This is a genomic window from Enterococcus sp. DIV0170, from assembly GCF_051710765.1.
GTDB lineage: Bacteria > Bacillota > Bacilli > Lactobacillales > Enterococcaceae > Enterococcus_A > Enterococcus_A raffinosus.
Genome location: NZ_JBIOLG010000001.1, coordinates 627,018 through 651,774, shown reverse-complemented (window position 1 = coordinate 651,774; position 24,757 = coordinate 627,018). Strand labels below are relative to the sequence as shown.

21 protein-coding genes, 2 tRNA genes, 3 rRNA genes and 1 pseudogene are annotated in these 24,757 nt (G+C 39.5%); 5 read left to right on the top strand and 22 right to left on the bottom strand.

Features of this window, described 5'->3' with window-relative positions; translation table 11 throughout:
- Nucleotide 1: 1 nt before the first annotated feature.
- The 7 genes from IGI50_RS03120 to IGI50_RS03090 all read right to left on the bottom strand — a co-directional run bounded on the left by IGI50_RS03120 (nucleotide 2) and on the right by IGI50_RS03090 (nucleotide 5,877).
- On the bottom strand, nucleotides 2-658 hold the full coding sequence (locus tag IGI50_RS03120) for a phosphatase PAP2 family protein (RefSeq protein WP_438776141.1): 657 nt from the start codon (nucleotides 656-658) through the stop codon (nucleotides 2-4).
- Between the two features lie 108 nt (nucleotides 659-766).
- Nucleotides 767-1,357: a helix-turn-helix domain-containing protein gene (locus IGI50_RS03115; protein WP_438776140.1), complete on the bottom strand. Its 591-nt coding sequence runs from the start codon at nucleotides 1,355-1,357 to the stop codon at nucleotides 767-769.
- 119 nt (nucleotides 1,358-1,476) lie between these two features.
- Nucleotides 1,477-1,878, bottom strand: a complete 402-nt coding sequence (locus tag IGI50_RS03110; protein WP_218256725.1) for a PTS sugar transporter subunit IIA — start codon at nucleotides 1,876-1,878, stop codon at nucleotides 1,477-1,479.
- A 31-nt stretch (nucleotides 1,879-1,909) separates the two neighbouring features.
- The gene (locus IGI50_RS03105) at nucleotides 1,910-2,719 is read right to left on the bottom strand and encodes a PTS system mannose/fructose/sorbose family transporter subunit IID (protein WP_438776139.1); all 810 of its coding nucleotides are present in this window, start codon (nucleotides 2,717-2,719) and stop codon (nucleotides 1,910-1,912) included.
- Nucleotides 2,706-3,605: a PTS mannose/fructose/sorbose/N-acetylgalactosamine transporter subunit IIC gene (locus IGI50_RS03100; RefSeq protein ID WP_010746792.1), complete on the bottom strand. Its 900-nt coding sequence runs from the start codon at nucleotides 3,603-3,605 to the stop codon at nucleotides 2,706-2,708. The genes IGI50_RS03105 and IGI50_RS03100 overlap by 14 nt, the downstream gene beginning before the upstream one ends.
- Nucleotides 3,606-3,616: 11 nt before the next feature.
- Entirely contained in the window at nucleotides 3,617-4,096 is a 480-nt protein-coding gene (locus tag IGI50_RS03095) for a PTS system mannose/fructose/N-acetylgalactosamine-transporter subunit IIB (RefSeq protein ID WP_218256724.1), read from the bottom strand.
- Nucleotides 4,097-4,098: 2 nt separating this feature from the next.
- Nucleotides 4,099-5,877, bottom strand: a complete 1,779-nt coding sequence (locus IGI50_RS03090; protein WP_438776138.1) for a glycoside hydrolase family 35 protein — start codon at nucleotides 5,875-5,877, stop codon at nucleotides 4,099-4,101.
- A gap of 170 nt (nucleotides 5,878-6,047) precedes the next feature.
- Here IGI50_RS03090 and IGI50_RS03085 point away from each other — a divergent pair, with 170 nt between their 5' ends.
- On the top strand, nucleotides 6,048-6,758 hold the full coding sequence (locus IGI50_RS03085) for a GntR family transcriptional regulator (RefSeq protein WP_438776137.1): 711 nt from the start codon (nucleotides 6,048-6,050) through the stop codon (nucleotides 6,756-6,758).
- Here the strand turns inward: IGI50_RS03085 and IGI50_RS03080 are convergent, their stop codons facing one another.
- The 5 genes from IGI50_RS03080 to IGI50_RS03060 all read right to left on the bottom strand — a co-directional run bounded on the left by IGI50_RS03080 (nucleotide 6,759) and on the right by IGI50_RS03060 (nucleotide 12,384).
- On the bottom strand, nucleotides 6,759-7,712 hold the full coding sequence (locus IGI50_RS03080; protein WP_438776136.1) for a hexose kinase: 954 nt from the start codon (nucleotides 7,710-7,712) through the stop codon (nucleotides 6,759-6,761).
- A gap of 10 nt (nucleotides 7,713-7,722) precedes the next feature.
- Nucleotides 7,723-8,730: a tagatose-bisphosphate aldolase gene (lacD, locus tag IGI50_RS03075; RefSeq protein ID WP_438776135.1), complete on the bottom strand. Its 1,008-nt coding sequence runs from the start codon at nucleotides 8,728-8,730 to the stop codon at nucleotides 7,723-7,725.
- Between the two features lie 24 nt (nucleotides 8,731-8,754).
- Nucleotides 8,755-9,927, bottom strand: a complete 1,173-nt coding sequence (locus tag IGI50_RS03070) for an SIS domain-containing protein (protein ID WP_438776134.1) — start codon at nucleotides 9,925-9,927, stop codon at nucleotides 8,755-8,757.
- Between the two features lie 12 nt (nucleotides 9,928-9,939).
- The gene (locus tag IGI50_RS03065; protein ID WP_438776133.1) at nucleotides 9,940-10,671 is read right to left on the bottom strand and encodes a GntR family transcriptional regulator; all 732 of its coding nucleotides are present in this window, start codon (nucleotides 10,669-10,671) and stop codon (nucleotides 9,940-9,942) included.
- Between the two features lie 309 nt (nucleotides 10,672-10,980).
- Nucleotides 10,981-12,384: a L,D-transpeptidase family protein gene (locus tag IGI50_RS03060; RefSeq protein ID WP_438776132.1), complete on the bottom strand. Its 1,404-nt coding sequence runs from the start codon at nucleotides 12,382-12,384 to the stop codon at nucleotides 10,981-10,983.
- A gap of 829 nt (nucleotides 12,385-13,213) precedes the next feature.
- Between IGI50_RS03060 and IGI50_RS03055 the strand changes: the two genes are divergently transcribed.
- The gene (locus IGI50_RS03055; protein ID WP_010746801.1) at nucleotides 13,214-13,819 is read left to right on the top strand and encodes a LysM peptidoglycan-binding domain-containing protein; all 606 of its coding nucleotides are present in this window, start codon (nucleotides 13,214-13,216) and stop codon (nucleotides 13,817-13,819) included.
- A 50-nt stretch (nucleotides 13,820-13,869) separates the two neighbouring features.
- On the opposite strand, the gene IGI50_RS03050 is transcribed toward IGI50_RS03055, so the two are convergent.
- Nucleotides 13,870-14,520, bottom strand: a complete 651-nt coding sequence (locus IGI50_RS03050) for an HAD-IA family hydrolase (protein WP_218256716.1) — start codon at nucleotides 14,518-14,520, stop codon at nucleotides 13,870-13,872.
- Nucleotides 14,521-14,643: 123 nt separating this feature from the next.
- On the opposite strand from IGI50_RS03050, the gene IGI50_RS03045 reads away from it, so the two are divergent.
- Nucleotides 14,644-15,618 carry a ring-cleaving dioxygenase gene (locus IGI50_RS03045; protein WP_218256715.1) on the top strand — a complete coding sequence of 325 codons (975 nt, stop codon included), beginning with the start codon at nucleotides 14,644-14,646 and terminating at the stop codon, nucleotides 15,616-15,618.
- Between the two features lie 10 nt (nucleotides 15,619-15,628).
- Nucleotides 15,629-16,249 (top strand): flavin reductase family protein, encoded by a 621-nt coding sequence (locus IGI50_RS03040; RefSeq protein ID WP_218256714.1) that lies wholly within the window; start codon nucleotides 15,629-15,631, stop codon nucleotides 16,247-16,249.
- Between the two features lie 14 nt (nucleotides 16,250-16,263).
- Here IGI50_RS03040 and IGI50_RS03035 read toward each other — a convergent pair whose 3' ends face one another.
- Both IGI50_RS03035 and IGI50_RS03030 read right to left on the bottom strand, forming a co-directional pair.
- Nucleotides 16,264-16,626 carry an iron-sulfur cluster biosynthesis family protein gene (locus tag IGI50_RS03035; RefSeq protein WP_438776131.1) on the bottom strand — a complete coding sequence of 121 codons (363 nt, stop codon included), beginning with the start codon at nucleotides 16,624-16,626 and terminating at the stop codon, nucleotides 16,264-16,266.
- A gap of 71 nt (nucleotides 16,627-16,697) precedes the next feature.
- Nucleotides 16,698-16,886 (bottom strand): annotated as a pseudogene (locus tag IGI50_RS03030) (IS91 family transposase); the annotation flags it as partial.
- A gap of 207 nt (nucleotides 16,887-17,093) precedes the next feature.
- Between IGI50_RS03030 and IGI50_RS03025 the strand changes: the two are divergent.
- Nucleotides 17,094-18,401 carry an ISL3 family transposase gene (locus IGI50_RS03025; protein WP_438776130.1) on the top strand — a complete coding sequence of 436 codons (1,308 nt, stop codon included), beginning with the start codon at nucleotides 17,094-17,096 and terminating at the stop codon, nucleotides 18,399-18,401.
- Between the two features lie 95 nt (nucleotides 18,402-18,496).
- Here the strand turns inward: IGI50_RS03025 and IGI50_RS03020 are convergent.
- The 7 genes from IGI50_RS03020 to IGI50_RS02990 all read right to left on the bottom strand — a co-directional run bounded on the left by IGI50_RS03020 (nucleotide 18,497) and on the right by IGI50_RS02990 (nucleotide 24,753).
- Nucleotides 18,497-18,570 (bottom strand) — tRNA-Asn (locus IGI50_RS03020).
- 9 nt (nucleotides 18,571-18,579) lie between these two features.
- Nucleotides 18,580-18,695, bottom strand: a 5S ribosomal RNA gene (gene rrf, locus IGI50_RS03015).
- Between the two features lie 78 nt (nucleotides 18,696-18,773).
- Nucleotides 18,774-21,686: ribosomal RNA gene (locus IGI50_RS03010) — 23S ribosomal RNA — on the bottom strand.
- A gap of 176 nt (nucleotides 21,687-21,862) precedes the next feature.
- Nucleotides 21,863-21,935, bottom strand: a tRNA-Ala gene (locus IGI50_RS03005).
- Between the two features lie 76 nt (nucleotides 21,936-22,011).
- Nucleotides 22,012-23,570 (bottom strand): 16S ribosomal RNA (locus IGI50_RS03000).
- The 16S, 23S and 5S rRNA genes sit together here with 2 tRNA genes alongside, the layout of an rRNA operon.
- 354 nt (nucleotides 23,571-23,924) lie before the next feature.
- Nucleotides 23,925-24,287: a hypothetical protein gene (locus IGI50_RS02995; RefSeq protein WP_028020625.1), complete on the bottom strand. Its 363-nt coding sequence runs from the start codon at nucleotides 24,285-24,287 to the stop codon at nucleotides 23,925-23,927.
- A gap of 85 nt (nucleotides 24,288-24,372) precedes the next feature.
- The gene (locus IGI50_RS02990) at nucleotides 24,373-24,753 is read right to left on the bottom strand and encodes a CvfD/Ygs/GSP13 family RNA-binding post-transcriptional regulator (protein ID WP_438776129.1); all 381 of its coding nucleotides are present in this window, start codon (nucleotides 24,751-24,753) and stop codon (nucleotides 24,373-24,375) included.
- Nucleotides 24,754-24,757 lie beyond the last annotated feature (4 nt).

The following is a 24,757-nucleotide window of genomic DNA, read 5'->3' as shown; positions in this document are numbered from 1 at the left end:
ATCAACGTTCTTTTTTGTTGTCTTCATTCCCTTTCAATGCTGCCACGTAAAATAAAACAAATGAAAGACCTAACAATACTCCTCCAAAGATATCTGATATCCAATGAACCCCTGAAAGCACTCTCCCTACAACCATTACAAACATTCCAAGGATACATAGATAAGAAAGAACTCGTTTTAGTTTCGAACCTTCGTTCCAGATGTAGAAGGTTGAAAGTAATACTACGATTGTAAGAAAAGTATGGCTTGAGGGATAAGAGGCTTCTAATTGCTGATTGACTAAAATAGGGCGTGAATTGATAATTACTTTTTCAAAAAAGAGATACGCAACTGCGGAAACAACATAAAGGAAACCCAAATACACAATTTTCTTATCAACTAGTGATATTTTTTTACGCTTATACCATTGTTGAAGACCACACAATAGAAAATATCCGATGATCGCTAATAGTGACATTCCTCCTATTTCCGTTACTTGATACCAAAATGAGTTCGCTCCAATCATATTTTGAAAATATTGATTCATTGTGGCAAACCCCACCTCGGAATGCTGAGGACCTATCTTTTGTACGTCAACTACTGTCAAACTAAACGTATATAAAACAAAAAGTAAAAATAGAAATAGTGGAACGCTTAGTTTATTCTTTCTTGTTTTCATAGATTTTCTCCTAACCATTTTATTTGGACTACATCCAAACAAAAAGTATCAAAATTATCTATGTGCAAAAAGAATCGCATCGTCACTCGCATGTGACGATGCGTATCATTATTTATTTAATAGGGTTACTCCCTTAATAGCAAGGATCATTAATAAGTAAATGGAGGGATAAGGATGTCTTGTCAAAATAAAAAATGAGGTGCAAATTACCGTCAAAATCAAAGAAATCTTTACCAAAAATGACTGTTCTCTATTTGCGTAAAGTATCTCGAAAATCCCTAACAGCACTGTTAAAATAACGACTATCGATAGAATTAGCTTTAACCATATCGTTTCGGGATTTAGCTGCCATAGGGAAACAAATACAATATTTTTTTCTTGGGCTTGTCCGAAAATAGGTAAGAAAATCAATAAACCCACTAGACAATCTAGGCTCCCCAGTAACAAATGGTGAAATTTTTGTGTCTGCTTTTTCTTGTCATTTTCCGCAATCGAAATTAACTCACTATTAGAAAGCAGTTCATCAATAGATACATCAAAAACCTTAGAAAGCGCCTTTAGTGACTCTATACTAGGAAACCCTCTTCCCGATTCCCATTTAGAAATCGCAGTTCTCGAAATAAAAAGTTTTTCAGCTAATTCATCTTGTGTCCACTTTTTGTTTTGACGTAATTGTTTTAACTTCTCGCTAAAGTCCACTTTTACTCTCCTATCCTAATTAACATTCTTGTACAAATATTACCATAGTAGAGAATTCGATTTAAAGCCAAAAAAGGACCAGAAGATTTCTGGTCCAATCTGAATGATTAAGTTTTAGATTATTCATCTTCCTCATCGTCATTACTAATTCGTTCATTGACATGACAGATATTATTCACAGCTGAATCAACTAAGGCCATCTCTGTACCGATTAATTCACTATTGATGAAATCAATCACCATTGGCATATTCATCCCTGCATACAGTTCAATTGACTGCCCTTCTAAAATCATGCGGGAAACTACATTACAAGGTGTCCCGCCCATTAAATCTGCCAATACGACAAATTCATCCAAACCAGCTACTTTTTTTTCAAATTTTTCACGAAAATCCTCAGCCGATTCTGAAGCGAGCAATCCTACAGTATGAATATTTTCCTGAGGTCCCATAATCATTTCTGTACTCTTTTTTAATTCTTCACAAAATAGCCCATGACTAATTAAAACTAACTGTTTACCCATTGAGTCCCTCCTTGCTTCTTTCTCTTTTAACTTATTTTGAAATGACACCTAATGCAGACAAAGCCACACAAACAACTAATACAATGAAGATTGCCTTAGTAGATGTCATATTCTTTTTCCCTAACATCCAATATACACCACCAACAATACCTGCTGGTAATAAACGTGGCAAGATCATATCTAAGTTATTTTGCATATTCAATGTTACATCACCGATACTAGGCGCCCATGAGAATTTCACATTGATCATTGTTGCAACCAATGCCCCCACCATGAAAACCCCGAGTAATGTTGCGGCATCCGTTAATGCAGTCAATCGATGCTGCATGGTTGTTACTAAAGAAATTCCTTCGCGATAAGCAAATTCCAACTGTTTCCAACGGAAAACCATAACTGCAATTTGCGCAATAATCCAAATAAATATTCCTGTAGGATTTCCATTAATCGCCATATTCGCTGCCAATGCTCCGAAAATCGTTGGAATCAGTGCTGCAAAAATAGAATCTCCAATCGCTGCAAATGGACCCATTAAACCGGCTTTAAGCCCTGAAACTGTCTCTTTCCCACCGATACCTTCTTTCTCTTCAATGGCTAAATCAATACCAGTGATAATCGTATTAAAGAAATTAGACGTATTGAAGAATTGTGTATGGGTTCTCATAACTTCCTTCAATTCTGGTGTATCGTCACCATAAATCTTACGTAATTGAGGTAAAATAGTGTAAAGGTAGCCAGAGCCTTGCATCCGTTCATAGTTCCAGCCTAATTGGAAAGTAAACAAGCTTCTGCGATTGATTTGCTTAAAATCTTCCTTCGTCAATTTATAATTAGATTTCGTCATCTTCAATCTCTCCTTCATCTGAATCATCGGAACTGCTATCTTTTTTCACCATTGGTCCGGATGGTATCATTTGACCATTCTTATAACTTATTGCTGCTAAAGCAAAACCAATTAACGCAACAGCTAACATTGGTAACGAATTGAAGATACCGTCGAAGTTTTTCACGACACTAGCAACACCTGTACCTAATACTTGCATATTTGTAAAGACCGTTCCTAACAATGCAGTTAAAGTAAATCCTAGAATCAAATAAGGAAAATGTTTTTTGACTGGTAAATAACGTAGTAAAATTGCAAACCCGACAGCAGGTAAAACAGCTCCAGCAACAGATAGACCGTCACCTAACCATTTCAAATCGCCATTTAGAACAGCCACCACTTTTTCGACTAAGCCGCCACCAAAAGCTAATGCTAAAAATACTGGAATCATTCGAGACAACGACCAAGGCAGTGCGCCCATTAAGAAATTACGTTCAATTCCTTTATAATTCATATCATCTACTAATTTATCAATACGATGTGCAAAATAAGTATTGGCAAAACGAGCTAAGATGTCCAACTGAATCATAAGACTAGCCACTGGTACTGCAATAGCCGCGATGGCCTGTTCTGGGTTCATCCCTAAAGCAACTGAAAAAGCTGTTGCTAAGATCGTTCCGGAGTTCGCATCAATTTTTGATGCACCACCAAATGTTCCAACACCTAAAACGGTCAGTTGCATACTACCACCAATAATAAGTCCAGCTTTTAGGTCCCCCATCACCAGACCTGCGAACAGTCCAGCAAAAACAGGAGCACTTAATGAAGAATATATTTGTAACTCATCTAAAATTTGATACCCAGCATACAATGATAATAATAAGATCTGCCACCATAAGATATCCATTTTTTCCCCTCCTATTTCGCTAAAAGACTCATAAAGTCTTCTGCTTTGTCACTTGGCACCATTTGAGCAATTAAACGGATACCTTTGTTGTTCAATTCTTTAAACACTTCAACATCCTGATCAACAACATTGATCGATTTTGTGATAGATCGAGTCTCATCAGATTGTGACATATTCCCGACATTTATTTCTTCGATCGGTACACCCAGTTCAACCATTTTTAATAATCGGTCTGGTTTACGCACAATAATCAATAAACGCTGAGAATCATATTTTCCAGCTAAGATATTATGAGCGGCCTTTTCAATTGGTAAAACACTAAGTCTTACTCCTGCGGGCGTTGCTAATTTCAATCCACTTTTTTCAATATCATTTTGTGCGACCTCATCATCAACGACCATAATCCGCGAAATATTCAATTTCGTTGTCCATAAATTTGCCACTTGTCCATGAATCAAGCGTCCATCAATTCTTACTCCAATAATGCTCATGTTTATCCCTCTTTCATTTCTTTATATAGTGGTTCTTTTATTAACTGAATTTGCGGCTGAAAAGTGCCTTCTGTTTCAAAGATAACGATTTCATTTGTTCCTTCATTTAATAAATCGCCGGGAACATAAAGTGACAGTGTCGGTCCTACTTCCCAAAAACGTCCAATATTCGTTTGATTAACAAAAACAATTCCTTTACCGAACTTCGATAAATCGATAAAGCAGTCTCTCACTTCACTCAAGTTAAATTCATAACGATAAAAACTAGGCTGATTGGGTTGCCATTCTTTTGAATAATCGACCTTCTTACAATTCTCTAGCGGCAAGCAATAGTGTTGCCAGTTAGTAATAAAATGCAGATCTGCCATCACCCCAGTACGGATCCCTTTTCTTTGCGTGTCTGCAAATAGTTTGTGCCCGTAATTGACTCGCCCCATATTTTCGATTAAGACATCAATTTGATTGTCATTTTGTGGCAAAGAAACTTTAACGTCATCGCCTATTTCTGTTTGATATTGTGTTGCTTTAAGCTTTTGATTAACAAATAGCTGACTACGATCACGACCATCAATTATTCTCAAACGTTCTTCTTCCGCATCCTTTTCTATGGTTGTTCGATAAAGAAGATAGCCTGTATTTTGACCTAATTCCTCCATTGTTTTAGGATACTTGGAATGAATTGGTTCACTAATAGTATCTAAAGTAGCGAAAAGGCTGACTTTATTAGTTAATGGAATATTTTTATTTTCCAAAGATGGCTTGACTAAAGGCGCCATTTGTTGAATATCAGGATAATTGTCATGGATCATTTTTTGCAGCGCATAATACTTTTCTGTTGGATTTCCTTGTTCGTTCAAAGGAGCGCCATAATCGTAAGAAGTAATCTGTGGTAAATCAATTACTCCTCGAGCAGAACAACCATTCATAAAACCAAAATTTGTTCCCCCGTGGAACATATACAAATTAATACTCCCTTGATCTAATACCTCTCTCACTGCCTCAGCTAATTCATGCGGATCACGTTGAATGATCGGTTCCTTCCAACGATTAAACCAACCATCCCAGAATTCCATACACATTAATGGCCACTTCTTATCATGCTCACTAAAGAATTTTTGCATTGAGTCAAAATTCTCTTTTGCTTTTGACCCAAAGTTTCCAGTAACTAGAATATCCTCATCAATCATACTTCCAGCTCTTAATGTAGCACGCCAAGGACCATCTGACGTAAAGAATGGAACCGTAATCCCACGCTCACACATTAAATTGTGAATAGAGCGTAAGTAGTCCTTATCTTCTCCGTACGAGCCATACTCATTTTCGATTTGAACCATTAATATATTTCCACCATTCGAAAGCTGATGGGGAACAATTTTTTTCATTAATACGTCATAGTAGTCAGCGACATGATTCAAATAGACAACTTCATTAGAGCGAATACGTGTCGATTCATTTAAAAGCCATGCTGGAAAGCCACCGAATTCCCATTCTGCACAAATATATGGGGACGGCCGAACAATCGCATACAACCCTAATTCTTGAGCAGTCAGCAAAAATTTTTCTAAATCTAAAATCCCATCAAAATGATACTCGCCCTTTCTAGGCTCATGTAGATTCCAAGGTACGTATGTTTCTACGGTATTGAAACCTAAAGCTTTCAGGTTATAAAGCGAATGATACCAATCTGTGGGAGCCACTCGGAAATAATGAATTGCTCCAGATAGTATTTTAAATGGCCTCCCATTCAAAAGAAAATCTTCTTGAATCTCAAAAGTATTCAAATGCTCACTCCTTCTTGAAAGCGTTTTTAATATATTAATATATTAAATTATTCAAAATAAAAAGTCAAATGGTTTTTATTTTCTCATGATGTGTTAAAATCTACCCATAGAAGGATTTTTAGATTCTCTAATGGAATTTTTAGTCCCTATTCATTTTTTGGAGGAATCATATGGCAATCCCAAAATACCAACTTATAAAAGATGAACTTAAACAGCAAATTATTTCTGGTAAATTTGAAAACGGCGATAAATTTTACACTGAAGCAGAGTTAGTAGAAATGTTTAAAGTCAGTTCAATCACTGTCATTCGTGCTCTAAATGATTTAGTTAAAGACGGTTTTATTGTTCGGCAACAAGGTAGAGGTTCGTTTGTTTCAAGAGCCAGAAAAGGAAAATTGGTTGAGTTTTCCGATATTGAATTATTTCCTATTAGCCATGACCAAGTGCAAGTCTTATCCATTAATCGCGACAATAATCCTGATATTTTGAGTAAATTAGAGCTGCATGATAGTGCCTTTTATTACTGTATTGAACGACTACGCACAACCGAGAATGTACCCTACATGTATCATCGAACTTATCTACCAGAACAGTATGTTAACTCGAATTATCAAGAGATGAGCTACTACAATTCGATTTATCAACGCTTCAAATTGGATTACAATATTCATATGAATGAAGAAGATTTCACTGAGACCAATGAAATCAAATTTCCTACTCCAACCAAAGAAGCAGAAAAATTACAAATTCCGACTAAAGAACCAACTGTTTTACAAATTAGGGTAACCAAGCGAAAAGATACACAACAAATACTCGAGTATGTTGAGACCTATAAAAAATGGAATTTCTATAAAATAGAATTGGTTTCTAACCATACTTAATCATTGATCGAGCTGCTGCTCGATCTTTTTTACGTTGATTTCTTTGAGATGTTTCTTAACATTCTCTGGATTCACATGACCCGTCATTTTTTCTTGCGCATTGGCCATTCCTGTTGCCATACACAATTTCAATAAATCTACCGTTTTCATTCCTTGAGACAATCCATAGGCAAAACCTGCGATTGTCGCATCGCCTGAGCCAACAGGATTCACAACATTGATGCTCGGGATCGTTACATGGTAAAAAATATCCTTGTGTTTAGCAATCGCTCCGGCTTTTCCTAAAGAGATTAGAAGCCACTCAATACCGTCAAATAAAGGCTGGGAAAGTGCTTTTTGAATTTCTTCTGATCGATTCAAAGAAAAATTTTTTTCCAATAGTGCTTCCAATTCTTCTAAATTAGGTTTGATTAAATAAGGTTTCTCTTGCCCAGTTATTACCTGCCTTAAATTCTCACCAGATGTATCAACTAATACTTTCGCGCCCTCGTTTTGAGCTACACGAACTAATGTTGAGTAAAAATCCTGCGGCAATCCCTTTGATAGGCTTCCTGAAATAGTCACAATGTTCGCTTTTTTTATCAGCTCTTTAAATTTTTCAACAAATGTATTTTGTTCTTCTTCGGTAACAGTCGGTCCGGATTCTAAAATTTCGGTCTGATTGCCCTCATGCAAAATGGCGATTGAATCCCGACTTTCTTCCTTAATAGAAGCAAAATCCTGTTTAATTCCAACTTTTTTTAATTCCTCCGAGATATAAGCGCCGTGAAACCCGCCCAGAATTCCAGTAGCAAGAACATCACCGTCTAAATCATGAATCACCCGAGTTACATTAAGTCCTTTTCCACCGGCTGTCTTTGTTACCTGATTCGTCCGATTTACAGTATTGATTTTTAAAGTTTCCAATGGATAGGAGATATCGATTGAAGGATTCATCGTTACTGTTACTATCACTATATCCCTCCTATTTCGAAACAGTTTCTTCGATTACTCGCACTTTTTCATGCCAAGAGGTCGCTGTTTGTGCCAATACCTCGTTTAAGCTCTCAATATTTTTCCGACCTTCATTCACAAGCCATTCTTGCGCCGCACTTTCTCCAGATTCCACAAAAGGTTTCACCCCGTTTTTCCAAGTAGCCCGTCCACATAACACCCCATTAAAGGTTGAACCTGCCTCCTTAGCAAAAAACAACGTTTGTTGAAATAGTTCTGTTGAAACGCCTGCGCTTAAGAAAATAAACGGCAACTCTGTAGCGTTGCTTTGTTCTAAAAAGTATTGCGCTGCCTCTTCTTTCGAATACGCTGTTTCACCAGTGGTAAAGCCTTCTACAAAGTTCATATTGACGGGGACTTCAACTTTCAGTACATCCACTTTATATTGTTCTTTAGAGAATTCTTTCATCATCTCATTTACTTTGTGAGGTTTTATTTTCGCATATTCAATGGAATTGCTATCGACATTTTGTGCATCATACGAAACCAGCTCTAAATAAAAAGGCATATCTTCTTCTGCGCATTCGCTGCCTAATCGTTCAATAAAAACGTGTTTTTGATGATTAATTTCTGGATCCTCATCCACGTCATAGTAAAGCAAGAACTTAATGGCATCAGCACCTTGCTCTTTTAAACGTAGAACGGACCAGTCTGCCAATAAATCTGGTAGACGTCCTGGAGTCGACGCATCATATCCTGTTTTTTCGTAAGCCAACAATAGTCCCGCTTCTTCGTGTCGTGCCCTTGCAGCAGGTAAGCCATACTCAGGATCTAACAAGATCGAGGAGGCATAAGGGGTTAACTCTTTAGAAACTAACTCCTTAAAGTGTTCAATAGCTTTCTCTGTTGGTTCTATCCCTAATGCCAAAATCATTTTCTTTAGTGCGCCGCGTTGATCAATAGCCAAGGCACTGATAACACCCTCTTTAGTAGATAAGCGATCCATCGCTGCTTTTTTTTCTGCCGTTAATGTTAGCATCTTCTTTCCTCCTAGTGAATACTTTTACTTATACTCATGAATCGTTACACCTTTTACCACCCGATTAACTGTTCCAGTTGGAGATGGAGTGTCCGGCGTATTCGCAACTTTAATCGATGTTAATAGAGCCACTGTTTGAGCTGCCATCACATATGCTAGAGCTAAATAACCGTCTGGCAGTAATTGTGCGTCTGATGTGAATTCAAATTTTTCACCAGAGAAATTCCGTTCGCCTGGTTGTGTAAGAGCAAAAACACCAGAAACAATAGCATCTTCATGAACTTCTTCTAAAATATCCAGATCGTATTCTCGTGTGTAAGGATCATTGTTAATAAAACCAAACATGATCGTTTTTTCATTGATAAATGATTTTGGACCGTGACGGAACCCCATAGATGAATCAAAGACCGTAGCAATTTTTCCAGCAGTCAACTCTAAAATCTTTAATTGTGCTTCTCGTGTCAATCCAGCTAAACTACCGGAACCAACGTAAACAATCCGTTCAAAATCAAGCTCAACAATTTTTTCAATCTCACCTTCACGAGCAATAATTTCTTTTCCTAAATGACTAAGTGTTGATACATATCTTTGTTTTTCTGATAAAGATGTTTGATCAAAAGTCAGTAATGTGCCAAGTGTCATGCAAGAGAAGCTGCCTGTCATCGCAAATCCAGCATCATTAGAACGCGTAGGCATTAAAAACAGGAAGCTATTATCCTCTTTCTTACTGTTCTGAGCCAATTGGCCTTCCTCTGCACAGGTAATAGACAAATGATAGATCGTATCAATCACTCGATTAGCTATTTCTACTGCCGCCAAACTTTCAGGGCTGTTCCCACTCCTAGCAAATGAGACTAGCAAGGTTGGTTCTTCCTTAATTAAGTATTCTTTTGGTTCAGCAACGATGTCTGTCGTACCAATACTCTCAAAACTAAATGCCTTCACATCTCCGTGTTTTCGTAAATAAGGAACTACAGTATCACCTACATATTGTGATGTTCCTGCGCCAGTAAAGATCACGCGTATTCGTTTACCGTTCGCTTTATTTTTAATATCTGCTAGAAATTTCTCTAGTTCTGGTCTTGCCTTTTCATAGAGCTCAACTGTCTCTGACCATAATTCTGGTTGTTGACGAATCTCACGTGTTGTAATCTCAGCACCTAATTGCTCTAATTTTTCTTTTTCTACTGTAAACATGCATCAACTCTCCTAACTATTCCGAATGTGGCGAATCTGATAATGAAACTGATCTGCACGAGCGACACTTAAGGTAAATTCAATGATCTCATTTTTCATGTTGTACGTTTGACGAGACAAATGGAGAACAGGTGCCCCCTCTGGAATCATCAATTGTTTCGCATCATCTTTTGAAGCAATACTGGCATATAATTCTTCATCTGCAAGGCGAACCGTTTGATCAAAATCCTCTGAAAAAAGATCATACAAAGGCTTACTTCTCAAAAGCTGATCCGTTAATGATAGAAAGAATTTCACAGGTAAATAGGTATCCTCAATCATCAGGGGCTCGCGGTCCGCAATCCGTAAACGACTAAGTTTAAAAACAGACTCTCCCAATGAAAGATTGAGATGCTGTGAAATAAATTTGTCTGCTTCAACCTTTTCAAAAGATAGAATTCTAGTTTCCGGATTTCTTCCGAGACTCTTCATCTGCTCAGTAAAACTGTATGCCGCTGCTAAATCTGCAGCTTCTTTCTTAATATCTGAGACAAATGTACCTTTTCCGTGACGTCGATAAATATATCCAGTACTTTCCAGTTCTTGCAGAGCTAAGCGAACCGTCGTCCGACTAACTCCGTATTGAGCCGTCAATTCTCTTTCAGATGGGAGCTTATCATGTGGAATCATGCCTGTTTCCATCCGCTCCTTCAATAAATCGACAAGTTGGTGATACAAAGCTTTGTTTTTAAAAGAATTTTCCATGGTATTCTCCTTTTTTCACAACTGGTTATAACCACAAACCAATAGTAAAGTGGTTTTTTTATATTTGTCAACACAAAGAAAACAAAAGTTACGAGCGGTATACAAAAAATGCTGATATTACAGTATTTATATAGATTATTTCTATAATTTATATTTTTGACGAAAGACTATCTCCCTCTCTTCTCTTACAAAATGAACAGTAAATCTAATACCAGTTAAGATTTTTGCTCGACAAATTTTCTTCAGGATTCATTTAAACAATAAAAAAAAGTGCTAACACATTGGCTAGCACCGATAGCAAATTACTTATTAAAAAACTAAAACTGGCGTTCCTACTTCAAGTATCGGATACAATTCATCCATCTTTGTTGGCGGCGTGTTGATACAACCATGAGAACCCCGATACAACCATAAATCACCGCCATAAGCGTACTGCCAATCAGAATCATGAATTCCCACACCTGTTTTATCAATTGGCATCCAATAGCGAACTGGACTGGCATATTTTGAGCCATCCTCATTCAACCCTCTCAATACTTGATCTGTCGATTTACTCGTGACATAGTTCACCCCAGGCGGCGTAGGCGTCGATGGTTTTCCACTGACAATATCGGTTTCAAATTGGAGTTGACCTTCTTTGTAATACCACATATATTGATTTTGCAAATCAACTTCTACATATGTCTTGCCAATGCTTGTTTGAACATTAGGCACTTCACTCTCAACAATCGGTGTTCGTCTGAAATTTTTTCCTTTTATAATCTGCTCACTTAACGCCGCAGCCTCTGCAGGAATATCAATCGACCAGCTATAGATACCTACAGGAACCGACACCTCCCCACGCCTTGTGCTGTTGAAAGGCGTTGGATTTTCTTTTGTGTTATATTCCGCATTCAATTTCGTCACAAAGGCAATGACATTCTCTTGATTTAGTAATATTTCTGCATTTTCATTCGTAGTTAACCAACTACGTAGTTCTTCTTTAGGAATAGAAACTTTTTTCCCATTTATCTCATAAGAGATATTTAATTTAGCCAATTGATTCATTTTACTTTTTAAATCTTTTAAGTTCTTGTCGTCTTTTGTCAAAATCGGTTGAGCATAATAGTCCTCCGCATTCACTAAGGATTTACCATTTTCCAAATTTTGGATAAGCGCCTTTTGAACCGCAACAACATCTATCGTGTCTCCTTGTTTTTCAGGAACAATCACAAAGTCTTCTTTCCCCCACTCAATCGTTGCATTTGTAGTGGGCGTTCTTGTTACATTTTTTTGAAGGATTTCCATTCCTAAACTTTCAACTAATTGATTAACGCGCGATTCATCGTACCTGCTAGTTAGTTCATGTTGATTTCCAAGTATGCTGCTTATTCCCCAAGCAAATGGTGTTTGCTGCTGCTTAATACTCATTAGTGTATTCAAGTAATCCTCTTGCCAGCCAAGATCACTTCGTTTTATTTTCCTCCATAATTTATTATCAAGACGAATCGTAACTGGTGCTTCCGTTAATTCTGCATTAATTTTTTTATTCGCTTGATCTACAGTTAACCCACCTACGTTGATATTATTCACCTTAGTTTTCGGTAATAATCGCTCCGCGTAATAGACACTTTTAAAAGAATAGAAGCTAACAAATATTAGTAAAACCAATAGACAAACAATAATGATCCTTTTCGTTTTTCTCTGAAAAACATCTTCCCCAAACCTTTTCAAAAAATATACCCTCACTTTTCTTCATTTAAATTGTTCTAACCAAAAGACAACTACCCCTGCTGTCTCAGATTGTTCAGATTTTTGTTACCATCATATTTTACCAAAAAAATAACGTTGTATGTCTATAAAAATATGTTTTTTTCATGAATAGCACCTATTTCTAAAAAATAAGTGTGTTTTGAGAATACTTTTATCTAAATACACTAAAAAAAATAGCTACTAAATAACTACTAACCATCAAGAAAGTCTAATTTTCAGTATACCATTCGCACAAGTCACTAAAAGTAACTCTCTAGCATTTCATAAAACAATTCACCCTATAGTATGTAAAAAAGTTATGTGAGAACTAATAGGTAAGTGGCCTTAAGGATGTCCATTGAATGAAAATAGCAAAATTAGAATTCTAATCCCGATTTTTACTGATTCATCGCTTGATTAAGGAATTTATTTTAGGTTTCATTCTTCAGTGTTTACCTTTTCTTAAGAAACAAACACTAATTTTCTCTATCCTATGCACAACATATCGCCAAACAATTTTCTGATTTTTTACAGTGAAGTTTCAACATTGCATTTTTAAGCAGCGCTTTCAAAACATCCCCATCCAAAACAGCTGTTATCTATCTTGCCCTAATGCTCTTTTCACTTATTCTTAAAAGAGTTTAAGTATTTCAAAAGCTCTAGTATTCCTCTCCTTTGTTACATTTGTACATTACATTGTAACGTATTGTCACGGGTTTATAACCCATGACATCAAGAAGGATGTTAAAGTATGTCTCGTAGTCGAAATGACTGATTGAAATTTAAAAACTTTTTTGGAGGAATTTACATAATGAAATTTGGAAAAACTCTTGTACTTACGACTTTACTAACAGCTGGTGCAGTATTTGCACTAGGAACAAATGATGCGCACGCAGCTGAAAATTACACGGTTCAATCTGGTGACACATTATCAAAAATCTCAATAAAATTTGCTGGTGACAACAGCTTAGTTGATTCAATTGCAAAGGAAAACAAAATTTCTAATGTTGATATGATTTTTGAAGGACAAAATTTAACCATCGATACAGATGCTAAAGGCAACACAACTGTCACTCCTGTTCAAGAACAAGCAGCTCCTGCTCAATCAGAACAACCCGTTCAAGCAGCTCCTGTTCAAGAAACAGCACCCGTACAACAAGCTGCTGCTCCTACTTCTGAAGCATCAACTCCAGCAAGTACGAATGCTGCAAAAGAATGGATCGCTCAACGTGAATCTAGCGGGTCTTACACAGCCACAAATGGTCAATATATTGGACGTTACCAACTATCCGCTTCATATCTAAATGGTGACTACTCAGCTGCGAACCAAGAACGTGTCGCTGATCAATATGTAACTTCTCGTTATGGTTCATGGGAAGGCGCACAAGCATTTTGGCAAGCAAACGGCTGGTACTAAGCCGAAGTATAGATTAAAAATCCCTCTCATGAGAGGGATTTTTTGTTTTTTTAGACAAAATAAAAGACTTCTCTCACTGCATCAGGAATGTCTTCAACTTTTTCAACAATGATATCCGCTCCTGCTTCTACCAACTCCTTGCGGTCACCAAATCCATATAGAACACCAATACTTTTCAAATGATTTGCCTTTGCTCCCAAAATATCAAATTCTCGATCCCCGATCATTATCGCTGATTTATTTTCCAGCTCTTTTAGAGCGTAGGCAATCACCGCTTGTTTTTGGGAACGTTCCCCAACTAAATCCGCACCGAAAATATGTGAAATATATTTTGACAAACCGGTTTCTCTAATTATCTGATTCGCAAAAACTTCTGGTTTTGATGTAGCGATTGCTAAATTGTATATGGTTGATAATTCAGTTAATAATTCAATAATGCCTGGATAAACAGCTAATTGCTTAATTCCTTTTTCCGAGTAGTACTCACGATAAATCGCAATTGCCTCCTGTGACTCTTTCTCTGTAAGATCGTATAATTTGCTTAATGTTTCTGTTAACGGTGGTCCAATAAAGCTATGGAGTGTGGCTTCGTCAGGAATTACCAAACCTCTTTTTTCCAACATATAACGAACACTATTCACGATTCCTTCACTTGAATCAGTCAATGTACCATCTAAATCAAACAAAACAGTTTTTTTCATCGTCTACCTCCTACTTCCATCCTACTGATTCCTTTGTAAAATATCAACCTAAGGCAATATTCTTGCTTTACAAAAGAAATCCGCCTATACTTACTTTTAGTAAGAATCAAGGAGGAATTAATTATGGACACACAAATTCGCGGGTTACACCATGTTACAGCAATGACTTCAAGTGCCGAAAAAAATTATCGCTTTTTCACCGATATATTGGGTTTACGTATGATAAAAAAAACAGTTAATCAAGATGACATCGAGACGTATCATTTATATTTCACCGATGATACCGGAGCACCTGGGACTGACATGACGTTTTTTGACTTTCCACAAATTCCAAAAGGAACGAAAGGGACAAATAGTATTTCGAGAACTGGTTTTCGAGTACCTACAGATTCTTCATTAGACTACTGGCTACAACGGTTCACGAAACTAGGTGTTGCCCACAGTGAAGTAAAAGAGCGTTTTGGAAAAAAATATTTAGAATTTCAAGACTACGACGATCAACTATTCCAACTAGTTTCAGATGAACAAAACAAAGGTGTTTTAGGCGGAACCCCTTGGAAAAACTCAAATGTTCCTGCCGAACATGCCATCTTCGGCTTAGGTCCAACTATTGTTACCGTAGCTAAATTTGAACATTTAAAGCTTGTTTTAGAAAATTTACTTGGCTTTGTTGAGACAGCTTCAGAAGATAGCTTACATCAATTTGAAGTTGGTGAGGGAGGCAACGGCGCAACGATCATTGTCGATGATCAGCCAGATATGATTCCTGCTCAAGAAGGGTACGGCAACGTCCATCATTTAGCTTTGCGCGTTGCAGATGACGAAGCACTTCGCGATTGGATTGAAAAAATCAATGCTTTAGAATTTCCAAATTCAGGTTTTGTTGATCGTTTCTATTTCCAATCAGAATACTTTCTAGCAGCACCAAATGTTTTATTTGAATTAGCTACTGACGGACCTGGTTTCTTACAAGACGAGGATTATGAACATGCAGGTGAAATTTTATCTTTACCACCTCATCTTCAATCAAAACGTGAAGAAATTGAAGAATATGTTCGACCATTTGATACATCAGACGCTAATAAAAAAAGGCAATAGGGAGAACGTGATGATTTTCTATTCAGCCAAAGAACTAACTACGAAACAAAATTACAAATTCCTGACTGGCAGCATCATTCCACGTCCTATTGCATGGATTACAACAATGAATCAAGAGACAGATGTGATTAATGCTGCACCGTTCAGTTACTTCAACATTGTTGCTAAAGATTTGCCACTGGTCAGCCTTTCGATTAATCGGAAGAATAAACAAATGAAAGATACAGCCTACAATTTATTGAATCAACATGAAGGTGTCATTCATATTGTTAATGACACCATATTAACCGAAATGAATCAGTCCGCTGCTTCCTTAGCATCTGAAGAAAGTGAACTAAGCCATAACAATCTAACGCTGTTAACTAGTAAAGAAGTTACAGTACCTGCGATTAGTGAAGCGCCTATTCGTTTTGAAGTAAGGTTGCACCAATATCTTCCTATTAAGAACAACAATGGAGACATTGTTAGCGATCTTTTTATTTTAGAAGTCTTAAACTATTATTTTGAAGAGAAAGTTTTCGACAAGGAAACAGAGTACATTGATCCAGAAAAATTGGCTCCTCTAGCACGTTTGGCAGGAAACTCATATAGTCACATCTCAGCAATTGTAGATGTGGATCGACCCAAATAAAAAGGAGCAGGCTCTTATTGAGCTTGCTCCTTTTTTTCACGTAAATCAATCATTTGTACATTTCCATCAATCATGCCACTAGGACCCTTCAGTTTAATCAATGACATACGAGGATCAAAAATCAAAGACATCTCATCTTCCAAATATAGTTTAGAATGTTCTTTAATACCAATATTTCCAATGTTGCTCTCAACATCTAATGTATAATCTGAATGATCTTGATCTTCATCTAAAATCAACAATCGAAAACTAATATTCAGCGCACAGCTACCAGCCTTGGAGTAGTGACCCACACCATCATCTAAATCTAAAACAATTCGACTATTTTGATATTCTTCAAGCCTCTTTACTAATTCCTCTGATACATTTATATACATAATTATCATCACCTCATGTAAAGAATAGCACGATTATGATAATCCCTTAAATACTTTGCTCACCCGAAAAGCACTATCTTTATAGCATGGCACCCTTCACAGACAAATAAACGATCCCCTTTTATGAGGCCACCACAATCACGAAACTTATGGACTTCCTTCTTTACAACTAGTCGAATTCTTCTTTTCCCTTTTTGATAGAAATTGTTCCAATTTTGATAGTTATCAAAGAAAATAGCGTGTAAAATATTCAGCTTCATGTATTCATTTTAAAGAGAAAAAGACCAAATGAAAAGTGCCCAAAAGACTAATTTCATCAACTTTTGGACACCTTTTAATTTTGGCTCTATAATTTCTAGGACTGATAGAAAATCATTCTATCGTTCCTTTTTGAGCATGAAAAAACAAAACATACAGAAGCTCCGTTAGAATTGAATCACCACAACACAATCAAAGGAGCGTTCTGTATGCCTGATCTTCATCATATCAAACTACTACTTGGAATCAAAGATAAAAACATTCTCATCACAAATGTAGAATCGAAGAGGATTAAAAAGATTAAGAGTCTTGTTGTTTCTGCGACGTTAAGTAAAGAAATTCGTCGCTGTCCTTTGTGTAAACAGATGAATCATGAAGGCATGATCGTTAAGAACGGAAAGAAAAAATCGCTCATTCAACTTAATAAATGTGCGAACCAACTGACTTATCTTGCTTTAGCGAAACAACGCTACCACTGTCGTGGCTGCCACACCTATTTTACGGCGAATACCTACATTGTCGATAGAAACTGCTTTATCGCTAAACAAGTGCGCTATAAAATTTTAGAAGAGCTAACGGAAAAACAAGCAATGACGACAATCGCTAAGCATTGCGGCGTTTCTTGGTCGACCGTTTCTCGGACACTTGCTTCTCTAATCCCCATGACAAAAGTAAAAAGAAATTGGTTACCGCGTTGTTTATTAATGGATGAATTTCGTTCACTGAAAAATCAAGTCGGTCCCTATTCCTTTTCTTGTATGGATGGCGATACTGGAAAATTACTGGATATTCTTCCTTCACGGAAGAAAAAAGCCCTCGTTTCTTATTTTATGCAATTTGAACGACGCGCACGATTGAAGGTAAAGGTCATCGTGACGGACATGAATGCTTCTTATGCCTCTCTGATAAAGGAATGTTTTCCAAAGGCAAAACTCGTTGTGGATCGTTTTCACATTGTCAAACATCTCATTCGCAAATTTGAGGATATTCGCGTACGAATCATGAAAAGCTTGGATCGTAACGATCCAACACAAGCCAAACATTATCGACAATTAAAGGCGTTGTCTCGGCTTCTGATCAAACGACAGGACAAGCTTGTTTATGACAAATGGACCAAATGGCGCAATTTTGGTTGGGCGTATCTCACCGAAAGTGAAGTGGTGGATCGTCTGCTTTCAATCTCTGACGAATTACGAATCGCCTATTTTTACTATCAAGAAATTCTTCAAGCGTTTCACGACAAAGAGGCGGACACTTTCTTTAAACTTGTAAGAACGATGCCCAATTCCGTTCCAAAAGAACTGCATCATATAAAAAAAGCTTTTATAACCTATGAATCCGGCATTCGTTTAGCCCTGGAATTACCTTATTCAAATGCCAAAATAGAAAATCTGCATACCCACATCAAAGCGTTAAAACGAGTCGCTTATGGCTTTCGAAGCTTTTGGAAAATGAAGACTAGAATTTTCTTACTAAATAATCTGATTACCTATGAATCAAAAAAACATCTAAAGTAGAAAAGGAATTCTACCTTAGATGTTCTTATCTCACTCTATCAGTCCTATTTGACAAAGAGCCAAAAAAAGACAATTTTGAAAAATTGTCTTTAAAACTCCGGCAGTAGGACTCGAACCTACGACATCATGATTAACAGTCATGCGCTACTACCAACTGAGCTATGCCGGAATAAATCCAGCGTGGCGACGTCCTAATCTCACAAGGGGCAACCCCTCACTACAATCGGCGCTAAGAAGCTTAACTTCTGTGTTCGACATGGGAACAGGTGTATCCTTCTCGCTATCGCCACCACACTGCTATTTACTTGAGTAAACTTCGTTCACTCAAAACTGGATCAGAAACGTTTTTAAACGACCGACAATCATTTTATTTTGGTTAAGTCCTCGATCGATTAGTATCAGTCCGCTCCGTACATCACTGCACTTCCACTTCTGACCTATCTACCTGATCATCTCTCAGGGATCTTACTTTCTTAAAGAAATGGGAAATCTCATCTTGAGGTGGGCTTCACACTTAGATGCTTTCAGCGTTTATCCCTTCCCTACATAGCTACCCAGCGATGCCTCTGGCGAGACAACTGGTACACCAGCGGTAAGTCCATCCCGGTCCTCTCGTACTAAGGACAGATCCTCTCAAATTTCCAACGCCCGCGACGGATAGGGACCGAACTGTCTCACGACGTTCTGAACCCAGCTCGCGTGCCGCTTTAATGGGCGAACAGCCCAACCCTTGGGACCGACTACAGCCCCAGGATGCGACGAGCCGACATCGAGGTGCCAAACCTCCCCGTCGATGTGGACTCTTGGGGGAGATAAGCCTGTTATCCCCAGGGTAGCTTTTATCCGTTGAGCGATGGCCCTTCCATGCGGAACCACCGGATCACTAAGCCCGACTTTCGTCCCTGCTCGACTTGTAGGTCTCGCAGTCAAGCTCCCTTGTGCCTTTACACTCTGCGAATGATTTCCAACCATTCTGAGGGAACCTTTGGGCGCCTCCGTTACTCTTTAGGAGGCGACCGCCCCAGTCAAACTGCCCATCTGACACTGTCTCCCACCACGATCAGTGGTGCGGGTTAGAGTGGTCATAACACAAGGGTAGTATCCCACCAGCGCCTCTGTCGAAACTAGCGTCCCGACTTCTACGGCTCCTACCTATCCTGTACATGTGGTACAAACACTCAATATCAAACTGCAGTAAAGCTCCATGGGGTCTTTCCGTCCTGTCGCGGGTAACCTGCATCTTCACAGGTACTAAAATTTCACCGAGTCTCTCGTTGAGACAGTGCCCAAATCGTTACGCCTTTCGTGCGGGTCGGAACTTACCCGACAAGGAATTTCGCTACCTTAGGACCGTTATAGTTACGGCCGCCGTTTACTGGGGCTTCAATTCGTACCTTCGCTTACGCTAAGCACTCCTCTTAACCTTCCAGCACCGGGCAGGCGTCAGCCCCTATACGTCATCTTTCGATTTTGCAGAGACCTGTGTTTTTGATAAACAGTCGCTTGGGCCTATTCACTGCGGCTGATCGTTAGATCAGCACCCCTTCTCCCGAAGTTACGGGGTCATTTTGCCGAGTTCCTTAACGAGAGTTCTCTCGCTCACCTTAGGATTCTCTCCTCGACTACCTGTGTCGGTTTGCGGTACGGGCCATTGTTTTCTCACTAGAAGCTTTTCTCGGCAGTGTGACATCAGGAACTTCGGTACTATTATTTCCCTCCCCATCACAACTTGTCCTTAAAGACGTAAGCATTTGACTCACATCAAGACTTATTGCTTGGACAGACATTTCCAATCGTCTGATTCCTTAGCCTCCTGCGTCCCTCCATTGCTCAAACAAAAACAACGGGTACAGGAATATCAACCTGTTATCCATCGCCTACGCCTTTCGGCCTCGGCTTAGGTCCCGACTAACCCTGGGCGGACGAGCCTTCCCCAGGAAACCTTAGTCATTCGGTGGACAGGATTCTCACCTGTCTTTCGCTACTCATACCGGCATTCTCACTTCTAAGCGCTCCAGCAGTCCTCACGATCTGCCTTCAACGCCCTTAGAACGCTCTCCTACCAACACACCTATTGGTGTGTTCCACAGCTTCGGTAAACTATTTAGCCCCGGTACATTTTCGGCGCAGGGTCACTCGACTAGTGAGCTATTACGCACTCTTTAAATGGTGGCTGCTTCTAAGCCAACATCCTAGTTGTCTGTGCAACCCCACATCCTTTTCCACTTAATAGTTATTTGGGGACCTTAGCTGGTGGTCTGGGCTGTTTCCCTTTCGACTATGGATCTTATCACTCACAGTCTGACTCCCAGAGATGAATGGATGGCATTCGGAGTTTATCTGAATTCGGTAACCCGAGATGGGCCCCTAGTCCAAACAGTGCTCTACCTCCATCATTCTTACTCTGAGGCTAGCCCTAAAGCTATTTCGGAGAGAACCAGCTATCTCCAAGTTCGTTTGGAATTTCTCCGCTACCCACACCTCATCCCCGCACTTTTCAACGTACGTGGGTTCGGTCCTCCAGTGCGTTTTACCGCACCTTCAACCTGGACATGGGTAGATCACATGGTTTCGGGTCTACGACCACTTACTCATTCGCCCTATTCAGACTCGCTTTCGCTGCGGCTCCGTCTTTTCAACTTAACCTCGCAAGTAATCGTAACTCGCCGGTTCATTCTACAAAAGGCACGCTATCACCCATTAACGGGCTCTAACTTGTTGTAGGCACACGGTTTCAGGATCTATTTCACTCCCCTTCCGGGGTGCTTTTCACCTTTCCCTCACGGTACTGGTTCACTATCGGTCACTAGGGAGTATTTAGCCTTGGGAGATGGTCCTCCCGGATTCCGACGGAATTCCTCGTGTTCCGCCGTACTCAGGATCCTCCTAGGTGCCAGTCAAATTTTGTCTACGGGGCTTTTACCCTTTCTAGCAGACCTTTCCAGGTCCTTCGACTATCTCACTGGACTACCATATCGGAGTCCTACAACCCCAAGAGGCAAGCCTCTTGGTTTGGGCTTTTCCCGTTTCGCTCGCCGCTACTCAGGGAATCGATTTTTCTTTCTCTTCCTGCAGGTACTTAGATGTTTCAGTTCTCTGCGTCTACCTCTAATCAGCTATGTATTCACTGAAAAGTAACATCCTATAAAAGATGCTGGGTTCCCCCATTCGGAAATCTCCGGATCAAAGCTTACTTACAGCTCCCCGAAGCATATCGGTGTTAGTCCCGTCCTTCATCGGCTCCTAGTGCCAAGGCATCCACCGTGCGCCCTTATTCACTTAACCTTATCCTAACTTGCGTTAGGGGTTGATTGTTCCATCTAGCGATAGACTTCCCAATCAGAAAAAAATAAGCAATTGAACTTATTTAAAAAACTCATTCAACGCGGTGTTCTCGGTTTGTTTAAATTATTGTTTCTGTATCCAGTTTTCAATGAACGATTGATGACCAACGTCATCAATGGAGCCTAGCGGGATCGAACCGCTGACCTCCTGCGTGCAAAGCAGGCGCTCTCCCAGCTGAGCTAAGGCCCCAAATATTTATTTGAGAGTAGACCTCTCAAAACTGAACGAATAAAGCAACCTGTGTAGTTTCCGTAATATTCCTTAGAAAGGAGGTGATCCAGCCGCACCTTCCGATACGGCTACCTTGTTACGACTTCACCCCAATCATCTATCCCACCTTAGGCGGCTGGCTCCAAAAGGTTACCTCACCGACTTCGGGTGTTACAAACTCTCGTGGTGTGACGGGCGGTGTGTACAAGGCCCGGGAACGTATTCACCGCGGCGTGCTGATCCGCGATTACTAGCGATTCCGGCTTCATGTAGGCGAGTTGCAGCCTACAATCCGAACTGAGAGAAGCTTTAAGAGATTAGCTTAGCCTCGCGACTTCGCGACTCGTTGTACTTCCCATTGTAGCACGTGTGTAGCCCAGGTCATAAGGGGCATGATGATTTGACGTCATCCCCACCTTCCTCCGGTTTGTCACCGGCAGTCTCGCTAGAGTGCCCAACTAAATGATGGCAACTAACAATAAGGGTTGCGCTCGTTGCGGGACTTAACCCAACATCTCACGACACGAGCTGACGACAACCATGCACCACCTGTCACTTTGCCCCCGAAGGGGAAGCTCTATCTCTAGAGTGGTCAAAGGATGTCAAGACCTGGTAAGGTTCTTCGCGTTGCTTCGAATTAAACCACATGCTCCACCGCTTGTGCGGGCCCCCGTCAATTCCTTTGAGTTTCAACCTTGCGGTCGTACTCCCCAGGCGGAGTGCTTAATGCGTTAGCTGCAGCACTGAAGGGCGGAAACCCTCCAACACTTAGCACTCATCGTTTACGGCGTGGACTACCAGGGTATCTAATCCTGTTTGCTCCCCACGCTTTCGAGCCTCAGCGTCAGTTACAGACCAGAGAGCCGCCTTCGCCACTGGTGTTCCTCCATATATCTACGCATTTCACCGCTACACATGGAATTCCACTCTCCTCTTCTGCACTCAAGTTCCCCAGTTTCCAATGACCCTCCCCGGTTGAGCCGGGGGCTTTCACATCAGACTTAAGAAACCGCCTGCGCTCGCTTTACGCCCAATAAATCCGGACAACGCTTGCCACCTACGTATTACCGCGGCTGCTGGCACGTAGTTAGCCGTGGCTTTCTGGTTAGATACCGTCAAGGGATGAACATTCTACTCTCATCCTTGTTCTTCTCTAACAACAGAGTTTTACGATCCGAAAACCTTCTTCACTCACGCGGCGTTGCTCGGTCAGACTTTCGTCCATTGCCGAAGATTCCCTACTGCTGCCTCCCGTAGGAGTTTGGGCCGTGTCTCAGTCCCAATGTGGCCGATCACCCTCTCAGGTCGGCTATGCATCGTTGCCTTGGTGAGCCGTTACCTCACCAACTAGCTAATGCACCGCGGGCCCATCCATCAGTGACGCAAAAGCGCCTTTCAAATAGAAACCATGCGGTTTCTATTGTTATACGGTATTAGCACCTGTTTCCAAGTGTTATCCCCTTCTGATGGGCAGGTTACCCACGTGTTACTCACCCGTTCGCCACTCCTTTTCTTTCGGTGGAGCAAGCTCCGGTGAAAGAAAAAGCGTTCGACTTGCATGTATTAGGCACGCCGCCAGCGTTCGTCCTGAGCCAGGATCAAACTCTCATAAAAAGTGTTTGAAACAGTCTTACGACTGATCAGCTCAATTGTAAAAATTGACTTGCTAGCATATTGCTTGCTATGTTGTTTGTTTCTATTAAAAGAAACGCCCTACACATTTGGTTTGTTTTATTCGTTCAGTTTTCAAAGGTCTACATTGTTTGTCGCTTTGTTTCAGCAACTTTTATATCTTAACAGGTTACCGAGTGAATGTCAACAACTTTTTTGAAGTTTTTTTATTTCAATGAGTCATTGTTCGTCTTTCACTGTATCAGCAACGTTTATTAATTTACCACTTAATCAACCATCGGTCAACTGTTTTTTCAAAAAAAAAGAAACTTATTTTCATAAGCTCTTTTTTTATAACTATTCAAATAATGGTACACCTTCTATTTCAATCGTTCCAAGGATTTTCCTTACGCTTTCTGGGCTTTCCCAAGCAAATCCATCAGGCAACTCTGTAGCCACTTCACTAGCCATTTCAAAGACATACAGTGGTAAATTGTCTCCATGTGATTGTGTATTTGTTAACTCTACCAAACGAATATCGTTAACATTAATATGTAATGTTGCTTTTAAAAAATTCAAAAAACTAGCTAAAACGGTATTTTCGGCTTTAGTATCAGTGCGGGCAAATTCTTTATCTTTTCCTATTTCGTGAACTAAAAAACGTTTCGATCCATCTTCTAAGTGCAACATGATTGTTCCAGATACTTGTTTTGTCACAATTTTCACCTCTGCAAAAGCTAATCGTAAATCGTTCTTATTGTATCACGTTTTCTGAAAAAAAGATATTTTTTGCGTAAAACTACGGCTAATTTTCAGTGCGTTCTTTCAAAAGAAAATCTATTGCTTCATTAGTCCATTCTGGCATACTCTTTTCTAATGAACGAAAGCCGATGTTTTTATTTCGATTCGTAAAGTAACGTTTCCGATGATAGGGTGATTCTGCAGGATGTTCTGCCAATGTTCTCAAAGATAAACTAATTTTTTTGGTATATTCATCTATATCAATAATTTGAACTTTTACTACTTGACCAATTTCTAAAAAGTTATGGATATTTTTAGTATATCCAGCCTGCACCTCTGATATATGGACTAATCCTTGTGTATGATCATCTAATGAAATAAATGCCCCGTAAGGTTGAATTCCAGTTACTTGACCTTCAATAATGTCCCCAATTTTATATTCCATTCAT

Coding starts and splice junctions, on each gene's coding strand:
- IGI50_RS03120 (WP_438776141.1), bottom strand. CDS start 658: ATGAAAACAAGAAAGAATAAACTAAGCGTTCCACTATTTCTATTTTTA.
- IGI50_RS03110 (WP_218256725.1), bottom strand. CDS start 1,878: ATGGGTAAACAGTTAGTTTTAATTAGTCATGGGCTATTTTGTGAAGAA.
- IGI50_RS03105 (WP_438776139.1), bottom strand. CDS start 2,719: ATGACGAAATCTAATTATAAATTGACGAAGGAAGATTTTAAGCAAATC.
- IGI50_RS03100 (WP_010746792.1), bottom strand. CDS start 3,605: ATGGATATCTTATGGTGGCAGATCTTATTATTATCATTGTATGCTGGG.
- IGI50_RS03095 (WP_218256724.1), bottom strand. CDS start 4,096: ATGAGCATTATTGGAGTAAGAATTGATGGACGCTTGATTCATGGACAA.
- IGI50_RS03085 (WP_438776137.1), top strand. CDS start 6,048: ATGGCAATCCCAAAATACCAACTTATAAAAGATGAACTTAAACAGCAA.
- lacD (WP_438776135.1), bottom strand. CDS start 8,730: ATGCTAACATTAACGGCAGAAAAAAAAGCAGCGATGGATCGCTTATCT.
- IGI50_RS03070 (WP_438776134.1), bottom strand. CDS start 9,927: ATGTTTACAGTAGAAAAAGAAAAATTAGAGCAATTAGGTGCTGAGATT.
- IGI50_RS03065 (WP_438776133.1), bottom strand. CDS start 10,671: ATGGAAAATTCTTTTAAAAACAAAGCTTTGTATCACCAACTTGTCGAT.
- IGI50_RS03055 (WP_010746801.1), top strand. CDS start 13,214: ATGAAATTTGGAAAAACTCTTGTACTTACGACTTTACTAACAGCTGGT.
- IGI50_RS03050 (WP_218256716.1), bottom strand. CDS start 14,520: ATGAAAAAAACTGTTTTGTTTGATTTAGATGGTACATTGACTGATTCA.
- IGI50_RS03045 (WP_218256715.1), top strand. CDS start 14,644: ATGGACACACAAATTCGCGGGTTACACCATGTTACAGCAATGACTTCA.
- IGI50_RS03040 (WP_218256714.1), top strand. CDS start 15,629: ATGATTTTCTATTCAGCCAAAGAACTAACTACGAAACAAAATTACAAA.
- IGI50_RS03035 (WP_438776131.1), bottom strand. CDS start 16,626: ATGTATATAAATGTATCAGAGGAATTAGTAAAGAGGCTTGAAGAATAT.
- IGI50_RS03025 (WP_438776130.1), top strand. CDS start 17,094: ATGCCTGATCTTCATCATATCAAACTACTACTTGGAATCAAAGATAAA.
- IGI50_RS02990 (WP_438776129.1), bottom strand. CDS start 24,753: ATGGAATATAAAATTGGGGACATTATTGAAGGTCAAGTAACTGGAATT.